At 53.3% G+C, this 14084-nt stretch carries 8 protein-coding genes; 3 read left to right on the top strand and 5 right to left on the bottom strand.

Going from position 1 to position 14084, the window contains the following annotated elements:
• Positions 1 to 88: 88 nt before the first annotated feature.
• The 5 genes from OB87_RS05075 to OB87_RS05050 all read right to left on the bottom strand — a co-directional run bounded on the left by OB87_RS05075 (position 89) and on the right by OB87_RS05050 (position 10286).
• Positions 89 to 1774, bottom strand: coding sequence for a methyl-accepting chemotaxis protein (locus OB87_RS05075; RefSeq protein ID WP_033568349.1), 1686 nt, complete (start codon positions 1772 to 1774; stop codon positions 89 to 91).
• A gap of 337 nt (positions 1775 to 2111) precedes the next feature.
• Entirely contained in the window at positions 2112 to 3779 is a 1668-nt protein-coding gene (locus OB87_RS05070) for a methyl-accepting chemotaxis protein (protein WP_033568348.1), read from the bottom strand.
• 473 nt (positions 3780 to 4252) lie between these two features.
• Positions 4253 to 5920 carry a methyl-accepting chemotaxis protein gene (locus OB87_RS05065; RefSeq protein ID WP_033568347.1) on the bottom strand — a complete coding sequence of 556 codons (1668 nt, stop codon included), beginning with the start codon at positions 5918 to 5920 and terminating at the stop codon, positions 4253 to 4255.
• 498 nt (positions 5921 to 6418) lie between these two features.
• Positions 6419 to 8095, bottom strand: a complete 1677-nt coding sequence (locus OB87_RS05055; protein WP_033568468.1) for a methyl-accepting chemotaxis protein — start codon at positions 8093 to 8095, stop codon at positions 6419 to 6421.
• A 571-nt stretch (positions 8096 to 8666) separates the two neighbouring features.
• Positions 8667 to 10286: a methyl-accepting chemotaxis protein gene (locus tag OB87_RS05050; protein WP_235425238.1), complete on the bottom strand. Its 1620-nt coding sequence runs from the start codon at positions 10284 to 10286 to the stop codon at positions 8667 to 8669.
• Positions 10287 to 10910: 624 nt separating this feature from the next.
• Between OB87_RS05050 and OB87_RS05045 the strand changes: the two genes are divergently transcribed.
• The 3 genes from OB87_RS05045 (at position 10911) to fghA (ending at position 13860) form a co-directional block, all read left to right on the top strand.
• Positions 10911 to 11774 carry a LysR family transcriptional regulator gene (locus OB87_RS05045; RefSeq protein ID WP_033568344.1) on the top strand — a complete coding sequence of 288 codons (864 nt, stop codon included), beginning with the start codon at positions 10911 to 10913 and terminating at the stop codon, positions 11772 to 11774.
• A 98-nt stretch (positions 11775 to 11872) separates the two neighbouring features.
• Positions 11873 to 12994, top strand: coding sequence for an S-(hydroxymethyl)glutathione dehydrogenase/class III alcohol dehydrogenase (locus OB87_RS05040; protein WP_033568343.1), 1122 nt, complete (start codon positions 11873 to 11875; stop codon positions 12992 to 12994).
• Positions 12995 to 13014: 20 nt separating this feature from the next.
• On the top strand, positions 13015 to 13860 hold the full coding sequence (fghA, locus tag OB87_RS05035) for an S-formylglutathione hydrolase (RefSeq protein ID WP_033568467.1): 846 nt from the start codon (positions 13015 to 13017) through the stop codon (positions 13858 to 13860).
• Positions 13861 to 14084: the final 224 nt, after the last annotated feature.

Raw genomic sequence — 14084 nt, 5'->3', positions numbered from 1 at the left:
AAGACTTCAACTTGCCACCGTTCTGACCACGACACACACCACGCTCGCCGTCTCCGTTACCACGAACACGGCGAGCGATCAGGCCGGATCAGAATTTTTCCCAGTTATCCTGCCCGTTAGCCTGGCGGGCTGGTGGCAGCGCCGGGGTAGAGCCCCTCAGTGCTGGGCGCTTCAACGCCATGTTATCCGCCGGACGTGTACGCGCGGCGGTTGTCTGGTGTTCAGACCCAAGATGGAATACCTCGACAGCCTGCGTCAATTGCCGCGCCTGCTCTTCCAGCGAGGTAATCGCCGCCATCGCCTGCTGCACCAGTGTGGCGTTCTGCTGGGTTACGCCGTCCATTTCGTTAACCGCTTGCCCGATTTGCGAAATCCCCCGGCTCTGTTCGTCCGATGCCGAGGCTATTTCCGCTATCAGGTCGCTAACATGCGACACGGCAGTGATAATCGTCCCCATCGCGTCCCCCGCCTGTTTGACCTGCGATGATCCGATGTCCACCCGAGATACCGATTCAGCGATCAACCCCTCGATCTCTTTGGCCGCCTGCGCACTACGCTGTGCCAAACTACGCACTTCTCCGGCCACCACCGCAAATCCTCTCCCCTGCTCACCGGCTCGTGCAGCTTCCACCGCAGCATTCAGCGCCAGAATATTGGTCTGGAAGGCAATACCGTTGATGACGGAGGTAATATCGGCAATTTTGCGGGAGCTGGCGGTAATACTGTCCATGGTTTCCACCACGCTATCGGTAATTTTCCCGCCTTGCTTCGCTGCATCGGTGGCTTCATGCGCCAGCTTGGTTGCCTGATGCACGTTTTCCGCATTGTGCTGCACGGTGGAACTGAGCTGTTCCATACTGGCGGCGGTTTCCTGCAATGCCGAGGCTTGCTGTTCGGTTCGACCAGACAGGTCATTATTGCCTTGCCTGATTTCGGTCGCCCCCTGATAAATCCCCTCAGCGGTATCACGAATCAACGAGACAGTATCTTTCAAACTATGTTGCAACTGTTTGATATCTGGAATAATACGCCCAGCACAGTTGCGGCCAAATTCCGCAAGATGCAGATCCAATCGCCCCGCGATGAGCTGCCCCAGATGTGCTTTGATCATGGCAACCGGATTGACCAGATACTTAGTCAGGTAGCGTTCGCTAACCAAAAAAATCGACACGCTGATAATCAACGCCAGAATCAGGATATTCTGCGTCCAGCTATTGTGTGAGTTCACCGTTTTAATGAAATCAGAGCTGGTCACTATCGCCGTATATTTTTGCGCTGCGTCACCAAACGCCCAACTGGCTGGTGGGTAGATCTTACGAAATATACTGCGGAAGGTATCTAAATCATTTTTTTGCAAGGCGGAATACATAGGTTCAATTGCCGTTGTAAGCAATGCTGACCAACTTGATACCATTTCATCTGAAATCTTTTTATCAATACCAATCTGTGGCGCTTCTTTAAATTTATTCAGTGCATTTTTACTGTTATTGATTGCTGTCAGTGCCATATCTAATGTTTTTTTGGCATTTTCAGCATCGTTAAATTGCAAATAATCCATCACTCGCGCCATGCGTGTTACCGACCGAAAGTATTGGTCATTACCATACGTGAGATAACTATAGGTTCTTCCCTGGTCTGAGTTAGCATTGAGTAATAGCGTGACCTGCTTTAATGAATACAAACTATATCCCGACACGCCCCCCCACAACACTACAAAAAAACCCATTATAAACAGCATCATAAATCTTATGCTGATATTTCTTAGAAAGGTCATAATCACTCCCGAACGTTATTGGCTATTTCCAGAGTTCATTGATTAACAGAACAGCGGTTACGTTTTAAATACGGCTGTGCATAACTTTCAGAGTCCATTTCCCCAAAGGGAAAGAGATGGCGAATAACGAGAACAGCCTCAATCAGCCTATCCCGCAGCAATAAACTATTTCTGCCGCCGCCGACTGCTGTTAACTCATTGCAAGTATAGGCAGGGATGAAAAAAATGAGAGAATCCGCCTGACAATTCACAAAAAATCATCCCCAAAAACCCGTCGCTTGGATAAAAAATGCACCGGAAAACCGGTGCACAAATAACGCCTTGACCTGTCATCGGCTCAGAACGTCTCCCAGTCTCCCTGAGAGGAGGACGCTGCTTTCAATGCAGGTCGTTTTAGTTCAGGCCGTTTTAACGCCGGAGCAGCAATGCGGGCAGGTGATGATAGTGAGCCCCGATTCCCCAGGTCAAACGCCGACACCGCCGCCGCCAGATTCTGCGCCTGTTCTTCCAGCGAGGCCGCTGCCGTGGTGGCTTCCTGTACCAGCGCGGCGTTTTGCTGCGTCACGCCGTCCATTTCCGTCACGGCCTGACCAATTTGCGCAATGCCCCGGCTTTGTTCGTCAGACGCCGCCGAAATTTCCCCCATCAGGTCATGCACCCGCGACACCGAAGAGATAATCATCTCCATGGCACTACCGGCTTCCCGCACCAGCTCAGACCCGGTATTCACCCGGCCAACCGATTCACTGATCAGCGTCTCAATTTCTTTGGCGGCCTGCGCACTGCGCTGCGCCAGACTGCGCACTTCCCCGGCCACCACCGCAAAACCACGCCCCTGCTCGCCAGCCCGCGCGGCTTCCACCGCCGCGTTCAGCGCCAGAATATTAGTCTGGAAGGCGATACCGTTGATCACGCTGGTAATATCGGCAATCTTGCGGGAACTGTCGGAGATGCTCTGCATGGTGGTCACCACGCTGTCGGTAATATCCCCGCCTTGCCGCGCCATTTGCTGTGCTTCTTCCGAAATTTGTCGAGCCTGACGCACGTTATCCGCGTTGTTTTTCACCGTCGAGGTCAACTCTTCCATGCTGGCGGCGGTTTCCTGTAGCGCAGACGCCTGCTGGTCAGTACGACGCGACAATTCGTCATTACCCTGACGGATTTCGCCAGTGCCGGTATGGATGACCGATGAACTGTCATGGATGGTCTGCACCGTATCACTCAGACTATGCTGCATCGCCCGGATGTAGGGGATCAACTGACCGGCGCAGTTACGGCCAAACTCATCCAACTCTACGCCAAGCTTACCGCTGGTCAGCAATTCCAGATGACGCTTAATCTGACCAATCGGTTTCACCAGATAAGCCACCAGATAGCGGTCGCTCAGGAATAACACGATAACGCCAAAGATCAGGGCAACCACCAACACGTTTTTATTAAAGGCAATGTGTTCCTTCAACGCCGTGATGGTATTGTCCGACTGGATAGCGTTGACGTATTTATTCGCTACATCGCCGAACTCCACGCTTAGCGCCATATATTGCTGGCGATAAAGCTGCTGGAAATCAGCATTCCGACCTTCGTTAACCGCTGCCAACATCGGAGCCATGCCGTTCTGCAATAGTCGGCTCCAGACATCAATCATCTGTTTCATCAGTGCTTCATCCACACCAACATGCCCGCTGCTTCTAAACTGCGCCAGCGCCTCTTCGCTATTTTTCAGGGCGGTGGTCGCCGAGATCAGCGTTTTTTGCGCATTGTCAGTATCACCAGCCTGCCGGTAATCGACCACCCGCATCATCCGTGTTACCGAGCGGAAATACTGATCATTGCCAGTGACCAGATTCGAATAGCTTTTCTTTTGTTCTATTGTGTTATCCAGCAAGCTGTTCATACCGCTGAAAGAATTCAATGTATAAATAGAGGCGATACCCCAGATAACGGTAAACAGTGCCAGAATTACCAGCATCATTCTTCTGACCGTAATATTTCTTAAAAAAGTCATAACAGGCTCCGGACAATGAATCGCGCGTTAAGCACATGTTTAATAGTAGCCACCTGCGTTGGGTCAACCCTGACTGTAGCCAGACGCATCCCTCGCCACAGCCATCCACTTCATACCCTGACAAGAAAATAGCGGACTCAACAAAAATCATCGGAAAACGTCAGTCCCGACAATGACGGTTTCTGGTACGAATACTGTTTGAAAAATCAAAATGATATTCAACTCGACACCAGAACGGCACAGCCGCACCAGCCCGACGGCATCGCTGGTGCTCAACATCTGGTTTCCAAATATTTCAGTCTGTGTCAAACGAGTATAGAAGCGATAAGAAATTATTAAAGTGCGCAGGCGTCTCATTAACCGTCTCACGCTATCCAGAGGTCGCGCTTCGTGGTGAGCAGTTTGGCGTATAAAAAACAAATGCACCGGCTAGCCGGTGCATTGAAGAAGATAAAGCCAGTATTGTGAATACGTCAGAACGTTTCCCAGTCACCGTTAGATGAACTGGCCGTCGCTGGCAGCGAAGCCTTCATCGTCGGTCGTTTCAGCACCGGAGCACTCGCTCGCGGTGAGCGCAGCGCCGCAGGTGCATCGCCGAGGTCAAACGCCGCCACCGCCGTTGCCAGGTTCTGCGCCTGTTCTTCCAGCGAGGCCGCCGCCATGGTGGATTCCTGTACCAGCGCCGCGTTTTGCTGCGTCACGCCGTCCATTTCCGTCACGGCCTGACCGATTTGCGCAATGCCCCGGCTTTGTTCGTCAGACGCCGCCGAAATCTCACCCATCAGGTCATGTACTCGTGACACCGAGGAGATAATCACTTCCATGGCGCTACCCGCTTCCCGCACCAGTTCCGACCCGGTACTCACCCGGCTAACGGACTCGCCAATCAGTGTCTCAATTTCTTTGGCCGCCTGCGCACTGCGCTGCGCCAGATTTCTCACTTCTCCAGCCACCACCGCGAAACCACGCCCTTGTTCGCCCGCTCGTGCCGCTTCTACCGCCGCGTTCAGCGCCAGAATATTAGTCTGGAAAGCGATTCCGTTAATCACGTTGGTAATATCCGCAATCTTGCGGGAACTGTCGGAGATACTCTGCATGGTGGTCACCACGCTGTCGGTAATATCCCCACCTTGCCGCGCCATTTGCTGTGCTTCGTCTGAAATCTGCCGTGCCTGACGCACATTATCCGCATTGTTTTTCACCGTCGAGGTCAACTCTTCCATGCTGGCGGCGGTTTCCTGCAACGCGGCGGCCTGCTGGTCAGTACGACGCGACAGCTCGTCATTACCCTGGCGGATTTCGCTGGTGCCGGTGTAAATCACCGATGAACTGGCGTGGATGGTCTGTACCGTATTACGCAGGCTGTGCTGCATCGCCCGGATGTAGGGGATCAGTTGACCCGCACAGTTACGGCCGAACTCATCCAGTTCCACACCCAATTTGCCGCTGGTCAGCAATTCCAGATGACGCTTGATCTGACCAATCGGCGTAACCAGATAATTCACCAGATAGCGGTCACTCAGGAACAGCACGATAACGCCAATAATCAGGGCCACCAACAGTAAATTCTTGTTGAGGGCAATATGCTTCGATGCAGCGATAATCGCGTCGTCAGACTGAATTGCCGTTGCGTATTTCTCCGCCACGTTGCCAAATTCCACGCTCAATGGCGGGTACTGTTTGCGGAACAGTTGGCGAAAATCGTCCATCCGACCTTCTTTAGCTGCTGTCAGCATCGGCTCCACGCCACTTTGCAGCAACTGTCCCCAGACATCGGCCATCTGCTGCACGACAGCTTTGTCCACGCCAATATGTTCGCTGCTTTTAAACTGCACCAGCGCCTCTTGGCTATTTTTTAGCGCAGTGGCAGAGGAGCTGAGAGTTTTCTGTGCATTGTCGGTATCCCCCGTTTGCAGGAAATCTACTGCACGCAACATCCGGGTTACCGAACGAAAATATTGATCGTTGCCTTTAACCAGCACCGAATAAGTCTTTTTTTGCGCCATGCCATCATTCAGCAAACTGCTCATGCTGCTAAATGAATTCAACGTAAAAATGGATGCAATCCCCCAGATGACGGTAAACAGCACCAGAATAATTAACATCATTCGTCTGACAGTAATGTGTCGTAAAATGTTCATGACAGGCTCCAGATAATTAGTCGCGCATCAGCGCTTGCTTAGTTATAGCCACCTGCAGTTGGTATTCCCCAGTGTAAAGAGATGCATTGTTCATCACTGTGCACCTGCTGCTCATTGTGACAAGAAAAACCCCAATTCAATAAAATTATTTACTACAAGCTAATAACAATATTTACTCCATCATGATAACGGTGAAATAAACCTACACTCCTTTTTAGTCACCGTACTCACTCTCATGACCGCGATACGTTCAATGTACCTTCATCGTTAAGACTACCGTTTGAAAATTAAGTAAGCCTTAAAATAAAACAGCAAAACCGACCAGGATCACGTTATTGGCTCTTTGTTTTTCCTTATTTTTAATTTCTCCCGTTATTGAAAACCGGGTAACCATCTTGACGGTAACCACTACATAAAAATGACGCTGTCCCCATAAAGTAGAATGCATCGGCAAGCCGATGCATTCATTCTGAGAGAGCATGAGACAATCGAAGTGAATCAGAACGTTTCCCACCCCTCCTGGGAGGACGTCGTAACAACTGACCGCGCACTAACCGAAGCAGTTTTCGCAGGCCGTTTCAGCGCCGGTGTACTCACTCGCGGGGTGCGCTGTGTCATAGGCTCATCACCGAGGTCAAACGCCGCCACCGCCGCAGTCAGACTCCGCGCCTGCTCTTCCAGTGAGGCCGCCGCCGTGGTGGCTTCCTCCACCAGTGCGGCATTTTGCTGCGTCACGCCATCCATTTCAGTTACCGCCTGACCGATTTGCGCAATCCCCCGGCTTTGTTCATCAGAGGCCGCCGAAATCTCACCCATCAGGTCGTGTACCCGCGACACCGAGGAAATAATCACTTTCATCGCGTTACCCGCTTCCTGCACCAGTTCCGAGCCGGTATTTACCCGGCTGACCGACTCGCCAATCAGCGTCTCAATTTCTTTAGCCGCCTGCGCACTGCGCTGCGCCAGATTTCTCACCTCCCCGGCCACCACCGCGAAACCACGCCCTTGCTCGCCAGCCCGAGCGGCCTCTACCGCGGCGTTCAGCGCCAGAATATTGGTCTGGAACGCGATACCGTTAATCACATTGGTGATATCCGCAATCTTACGGGAACTGTCGGAAATGCTCTGCATCGTGGTCACTACGCTGTCGGTAATGTCCCCACCTTGCCGCGCCATTTGCTGCGCCTGGTCCGAAATCTGCCGTGCCTGATGCACGTTATCGGCGTTGTTTTTCACCGTCGAGGTCAACTCTTCCATGCTGGCGGCGGTTTCCTGCAACGCCGCCGCTTGCTGGTCAGTACGGCGCGACAGCTCGTCATTTCCCAGGCGGATTTCGCTGGTGCCGGTATAAATCACCGACGAGCTAGTGTGAATAGTCTGTACCGTATTACGCAGACTGTGCTGCATCGCCCGGATGTAGGGGATTAACTGACCGGCGCAGTTACGGCCGAATTCGTTCAGTTCTACACCAAGTTTCCCGTTAGTCAGCAATTCCAGATGACGCTTGATTTGGCCGATCGGCGTGACCAGATAATTCACCATGTAGCGGTCGCTCAGGAACAGCACGATAACACCGAGAATCAGTGCAGCCAGTAATACATTTCGGCTCACCATGAGTTGGCTTTCAACCTCCATCATGCTGTTGTCAGACTGGATAGCGGCAGCGTATTTTTCGGTTAATTCACCAAATGCCACACTCATCGCTGGATACTGCTTCAGGAATATTTTTTCAAACTCATCAATGCGCCCGTCTTTCAAGTCGTTCATCATCGGCTCGACTGCCTTGCTGAGCACCTGTTCCCATGAGGCAATAAGTTGCTGAACCAGTTCATTGCTGACACCAACCTGCCGACTCTGCTTAAACTGCACCAACGCTTCTTTGGCACTGTTCAGCGCATCCGTCGCAGAGCTTAATGTTTTGCGGGCGCTATCCACATCGCTTTGATGTATAAATTCCAGTACGCGCGACATACGTGTTACCGCACGGGAAGATTGATCACTGCCGTGAACCAGAATGGCATAGCTTTTCTTTTGATCCTGATTGTCACCTAATAAACCATTGACATTGTCAATTGAATACAAAGTAAATGCGGCTGCAACTCCCCACACGACAGTAAACAGCGCCAGGATAATTAACATCATTTTTCTGACAGTAATATTTTTTAAGAAGTTCATGACAGCCTCCAAATCATTCTCTGCGTGCATGGCACGTCTATTAGCCAATAGTCACCTGCGTTAGTTGCCACCATGCAATCATGCAGATCCTTTAATATCACTTACCTATTTACGCGTTGGGACAAGAAAAACCCTGATGAATCCGGTAAGCTCAGCAATGCAATTTAGTCACAGCACTAATCCTTCCGGTATAAACCATTACCCATTAAACGAGTGCACTTGCACTTCAATTTATTATTTTTGTCACTCAACAAATCAATTTACAGCCCTGTGATATTTATTAAGAAGACTATTCTATAAAAATTAAGCAAGCCTTAAATTAAAAAAGGCAATGTCGTCGACGATCACATTATTAACTATCTACGCGCTACTCATTTAATATACCCATTAGTTTCTCACTTTATTAATATTACCTATTGCTGTCATCATGCGTTCCTAACCTCGTCAGGTAACAGGAACGTATTGAACGAATACGCATCAGGCATAAAAAAACCACCGGTACTGGACAGGTGGTTCTTATTACACGATTGCTCAGCAAGATGCCGTGGCGTTCACGACCCAGCCATAAACATTATCGGGACAGCGATGCGCCCAATGCCAGGGGTGAAGAAGGCCGCATTCCGTGAGTGGAATAGCGGTGCTCCTCTTCTGACAAACTGAAGACGGTAACGGCGTCCGCCAGTTGTTGGGCCTGGGATTCCAGCGATGCCGCCGATGATGCCGCTTCCTCTACCAGCGCCGCGTTTTGCTGGGTCACACTGTCCATTTCTGTCACCGCCTGACTGACCTGCATGATGCCATTTTTCTGCTCTTCAGACGCTGAAGCGATATCGCGGATCAACGCATCCACGCTCATAATGCTGTTAATAATATCGCTCATTGCCGCGCCAGCCTGCGTCAATTGGATCGAGCCTGCTTCAACGCGCTGAACGGAATCACCAATCAGTGCGCCGATATCCTTGGCCGCCTGGCCGCTACGCTGCGCCAGATTCCGCACCTCGCCCGCGACCACGGCGAAACCACGCCCGGCCTCACCAGCACGAGCGGCTTCCACCGCCGCGTTCAACGCCAGAATATTGGTCTGGAACGCGATACCGTTGATCAGGGTGATAATGTCATTGATTTGACGTGAGCTGTCAGAAATCCCTTTCATCATCGCTTCCAGCGATTTACCCGCTTCACCGCCGCTGAGCGCGCGCTCGGTGGCTTCCTGCGCCAGTTTACTTGCCTGCTTCAGGTTGTCCGCGTTCTGGATAACCGTAGAACTCAACTGTTCCATACTGGCGGCGGTTTGTTGCAACGCTGCGGCTTGTTCTTCCGTCCGGCTAGCCAGTTCGTCATTGCCGCTTTTAATCTCGCTCGCACCGACATGCAATGCCGCCGAACTGTCACGAATCACACTCACGGTATCGCGCAGATTGCCTTGCATCTGCCGGATGTAGGGAATCAGTTGCCCGACGCAGTTACGGCCGAATTCCTGCAGATCCGCACCAAGACGCCCTTCCGTCAGGGCCGTCAGATGACGTTTGATATCTCCTACCGGTTTCACCAAATAGTTAACCAGATAGCGATCGCACAGGAGCAATGTCAGCAATCCCAACATCAGGGCGGCGCTCAGCACATCCCGGCTGATGGCGGCCAGACGATTCGCTTTGCTCAACGAGTCGTCGACCTGTATCGCCTCGCCGTACTGCGCCACCTTGCTGCCAAACGCCTGCGCCAGCGCGGGGTACACGTCCAGATAATAGTGCTGGTATTCGTCGATACGACCGGCGCGGCTGGCGCTCAGCATCGGCATCAGCGCCTGGGAAATGGCGTTATCCCACGCCTCGGCGACTTGTCCCGCCAGCGTGGCGTTGATGCCGTCATGGCTGGCCGCGCGAAAAGCTGTCAGCAGCGCTCGGGTGCTATCAAGGTTACTCTGCACGTTTTGCAACAACGCCTGCGCTTGCGCACTATCCCCCCGTTGCTGGAACAGCGTACTGCGGTTAATCAGCGCAATGGACTGGGTAAAAGCTTCACGGCCATTGGACAGCAGCGTGTAATTCTTTTTCTCGGTCTGGTTGATATCCAATAAGGACTCGATTTTATTTAATGACACGATAGTGGTAATCGCGCTCCCTCCCCAGATTAAGGTCAATCCGATGAGGATGATTAACAGCATGGCCCTGATGGTGATATTTTTTAACATGCGCATCATGATATCCAGATAGTGTGTGTCTGATTTGAATAATGTTTCATCCGCAGCGCAGAAAACGCGATGGCGCAAGGATGCATGGAGCTATTTACCCTAAGTCATTCAAGTCGCGCTCAGGCGGCCACCCAGCGGCCCCCTGTCACTTACACGGGTAAGAGACGGGATTCAGGGAACGCGGCCAACACATCCGCAATTGAAATATGGCGGGTATAACGGGTAGGAGATCAGTCAATTACGACCGTCTATGTCGTCCATTGGATGTCACAAGGAAAAAAGGGGAATAAACAGGCTCCGTGCCAAAACCCGAATCCCATCTTATCCTTAGTCTGCGATAAAAAAAAAGCCGCGCTATGACCCAACGGCGGATTTAAATGTCACAAAAAATAAGCGCCTATCCCACCCGGTGTCATTCACGTAGCCCGTTCGTACTCGGACGGTGCGAGGCGTAAGCGCAGTACGTAAGGATGTCGTACTCAGCCCCCCAATAACGCGAATGCTAAGGCACTACACCGGTAAAACCCTAAACAGGCAAATAACCTGGTTGCCAGCGTCGTCCACAACCGCTACACTCAATAAAAATAAACAACTCACACAAAGTTATTCACAAAAAGAGAATATATGGACCTCACTCAACTGCGTATGTTCTGTCTGGTGGCGGAAACCGGCTCACTGGTGCGTGCCGCTGCACAACTCAGCCGCGTGCCTTCCAACCTCACCACCCGGTTGCGCCAGTTGGAACAGGAGTTGGGGACAGATCTGTTTATTCGTGAGCGCCAGCGCGTTCGCCTTTCACCCGCAGGCCATAATTTCCTGTGTTACGCCCAGCGTATTCTGGCGTTGAGCGATGAAGCACTGGCGATGGCGCACACCAGTGAACCCGCCGGTCTGTTCGCGCTGGGCGCAGTGGAAAGTCTGCTGATCACGGTATTGCCGGAATTACTGGCGCTGTACCACCGCCGCTATCCGCAGGTTCAGGTCGCACTACGTAGCGACACCTGCGGCGCGTTGCTGGACGCCGTGAACGCCGGTGAACTGGCTACGGCGCTGGTGACCGGGCCGATTAATCATGACGCCATCAACAGCTGTCGGGTTTTTTCGCAGCAACTGGCACTGATTACCGCCGTCGGCCTGCCGCCCGTTTCTCAGGCGGAGCAGGTGCGTAACCTGCCGTTGCTGGTTTTCTCATCCGGCTGCGGCTACCGCCAGCGGCTGGAAGGCTGGTTTCGCGGGCAGGGCATCTCCCCTACCGCCGTGCTGGAAATGCCGTCGTATAGCGCCCTGCTGGCGGGTGTCGCGAGCGGCAGCGGCGTGGCGATGGTGCCACTCAGCGTACTGGAAGCACTGCCTGCCGGTCAGCAAGTCCAGGTCCACCACCTGCCAACGGACATCGCATCCGTTGGCACCTGGCTTATCTGGCGGCGGGACGCCTTCGGTCCCAATGTCGAGGCGTTGAAGAAACTGATGATTGAAATCGGCGCCTGATGCATTTCTTGTCGGCATTCAATGTCAATGCCGCATTATCCCTGGTAGCCGCGTTGTTACTCCAGCGGCTATGCCACTCTGAATAAAGGAGCTTCACCATGCAAATGATCAAAACCCGTGCCGCTGTCGCCTGGGGTCCCAACCAGCCGTTGTCTATTGAAGAAGTGGACCTGATGCCGCCGCAGAAAGGCGAAGTGCTGGTGCGTATTCTCGCCAGTGGCGTTTGCCACACCGATGCCTACACCCTGTCGGGTAAGGATCCCGAAGGCGTTTTCCCGACGATCCTCGGCCATGAAGGCGCAGGTATCGTGGAAGCGGTAGGCGAAGGCGTGACCAGCGTGGCGGTCGGTGACCACGTCATCCCGCTGTACACCCCGGAGTGCGGCGAGTGCAAATTCTGTCGTTCAGGCAAAACCAACCTGTGTCAGTCCATCCGCGCCACCCAGGGCAAAGGTCTGATGCCGGACGGCACTACCCGTTTCTTCAAAGACGGCAAGCCGATTTTCCACTACATGGGCACCTCGACCTTTGCCGAGCGTACCGTGGTGGCGGAGATCTCGCTGGCGAAAATCAATAAGGAAGCACCGCTGGAAGAAGTGTGCCTGCTGGGTTGCGGCGTGACCACCGGCATGGGTGCTGTGACCAACACCGCCAAGGTGAAACCGGGCGACACCGTGGCGATCTTCGGTCTGGGCGGCATCGGTCTGTCCGCCATTATCGGTGCGAAAATGGCGGGTGCCGGTCGCATCATCGGTATCGACCTTAACACCAGCAAGTTCGAGCTGGCCCGCAAACTGGGCGCGACCGATCTGGTCAATCCGAAAGACTACGACAAACCGATTCAGGACGTGATCGTCGACATGACCGACGGCGGCGTGGATTTCTCCTTCGAGTGTATCGGTAATGTCAACGTGATGCGTTCTGCGCTGGAATGTTGCCATAAAGGTTGGGGCGAGTCGGTCATCATCGGCGTGGCGGGCGCTGGCGAAGAGATCGCCACCCGTCCGTTCCAGTTGGTGACCGGGCGCGTATGGCGCGGTTCCGCCTTCGGTGGCGTCAAAGGCCGTAGCCAGTTGCCGGGAATCGTTCAGCGCTATCTGGACGGTGAATTCCAGCTCAACGACTTCATCACTCACACCATGCCGCTTGAGCAGATCAACGAAGCATTCGATCTGATGCACGAAGGGAAATCCATTCGCTCCGTGGTTCATTTCAACTGATGACGGGACACTCGCACACCATGACTGCGTCACTGGAATTGCTGGAAGAACACCGGTTGTTCGGCGGCTGGCAACGGCGTTACCGCCATGCCTCCACCACGTTGAACTGCGACATGACTTTCAGCGTATTTTATCCTCCCCTCGCCGGGGAGGCTCCGCCGCCGGTGCTGTACTGGCTGTCGGGGCTGACCTGCAACGACGAGAACTTTACGACTAAATCCGGTGCCCAGCGGGTAGCGGCGGAACTGGGGTTGGTGCTGGTGATGCCAGACACCAGCCCGCGCGGCGATGACGTTGCGGACGATGCCCAGTACGACCTGGGTAAAGGCGCAGGCTTTTATGTCAACGCCACGCAATCGCCCTGGGACCGGCATTTCCGTATGTTCGACTATATCAGCGACGAACTGCCGTCGCTGGTGCGTCAGCACGTCAGCGCCAGCGATCGCGTCGCTATTAGCGGTCATTCGATGGGCGGGCACGGCGCGCTGATGCTGGCGCTGCGCCATCCGGGGCGTTTTCGTTCGGTATCGGCCTTCGCGCCGATCGTCAACCCGACGCAGGTGCCTTGGGGGCAAAAAGCCTTCAGCGCCTATCTGGGCGATGACCAGCAGCAGTGGTTGCAGTACGACAGTTGCCACCTGCTCGCTCACAGCGACGCGCCGCTGCCGACGTTGATAGACCAGGGCGACAGCGACAGCTTCCTGCCAGTCCAGCTTCAGCCTGAGCAGTTGGAAGCCGTCGCCAGCGCACGGCAATGGCCGCTGACGCTGCGGATTCAGCCGGGTTATGACCACAGCTACTACTTCATCGCCAGCTTTATCGAAGACCATCTGCGTTTTCATGCAAAGCACTTGCAGTCGAACTGATCAGAGTTGTTTAATAATGCGATACCCGGCACAGCAGACGGTTCAGATTGAACCACCACTGATATGCCGGTATGGCATTAAAAACGTGATCGCCACCAAAGCGGGAATCCATCCTGACAGCCAATCATTGACTGACGGATAGATTCCTGTAAACGTGACATCACCTGCTGAGATGCAGGTGAAATAGAGAAATAATAAGAGCCTATCCAATAGGCTATTTTACT

The sequence above is a fragment of the Dickeya undicola genome (assembly GCF_000784735.1).
Lineage (GTDB): Bacteria > Pseudomonadota > Gammaproteobacteria > Enterobacterales > Enterobacteriaceae > Dickeya > Dickeya undicola.
The sequence above is the reverse complement of the archived record's forward strand: the minus strand, read 5'-3'. Positions and strand labels throughout refer to the sequence as shown.

Coding starts and splice junctions, on each gene's coding strand:
- OB87_RS05075 (WP_033568349.1), bottom strand. CDS start 1,774: ATGACCTTTCTAAGAAATATCAGCATAAGATTTATGATGCTGTTTATA.
- OB87_RS05070 (WP_033568348.1), bottom strand. CDS start 3,779: ATGACTTTTTTAAGAAATATTACGGTCAGAAGAATGATGCTGGTAATT.
- OB87_RS05065 (WP_033568347.1), bottom strand. CDS start 5,920: ATGAACATTTTACGACACATTACTGTCAGACGAATGATGTTAATTATT.
- OB87_RS05055 (WP_033568468.1), bottom strand. CDS start 8,095: ATGAACTTCTTAAAAAATATTACTGTCAGAAAAATGATGTTAATTATC.
- OB87_RS05050 (WP_235425238.1), bottom strand. CDS start 10,286: ATGTTAAAAAATATCACCATCAGGGCCATGCTGTTAATCATCCTCATC.
- OB87_RS05045 (WP_033568344.1), top strand. CDS start 10,911: ATGGACCTCACTCAACTGCGTATGTTCTGTCTGGTGGCGGAAACCGGC.
- OB87_RS05040 (WP_033568343.1), top strand. CDS start 11,873: ATGCAAATGATCAAAACCCGTGCCGCTGTCGCCTGGGGTCCCAACCAG.
- fghA (WP_033568467.1), top strand. CDS start 13,015: ATGACTGCGTCACTGGAATTGCTGGAAGAACACCGGTTGTTCGGCGGC.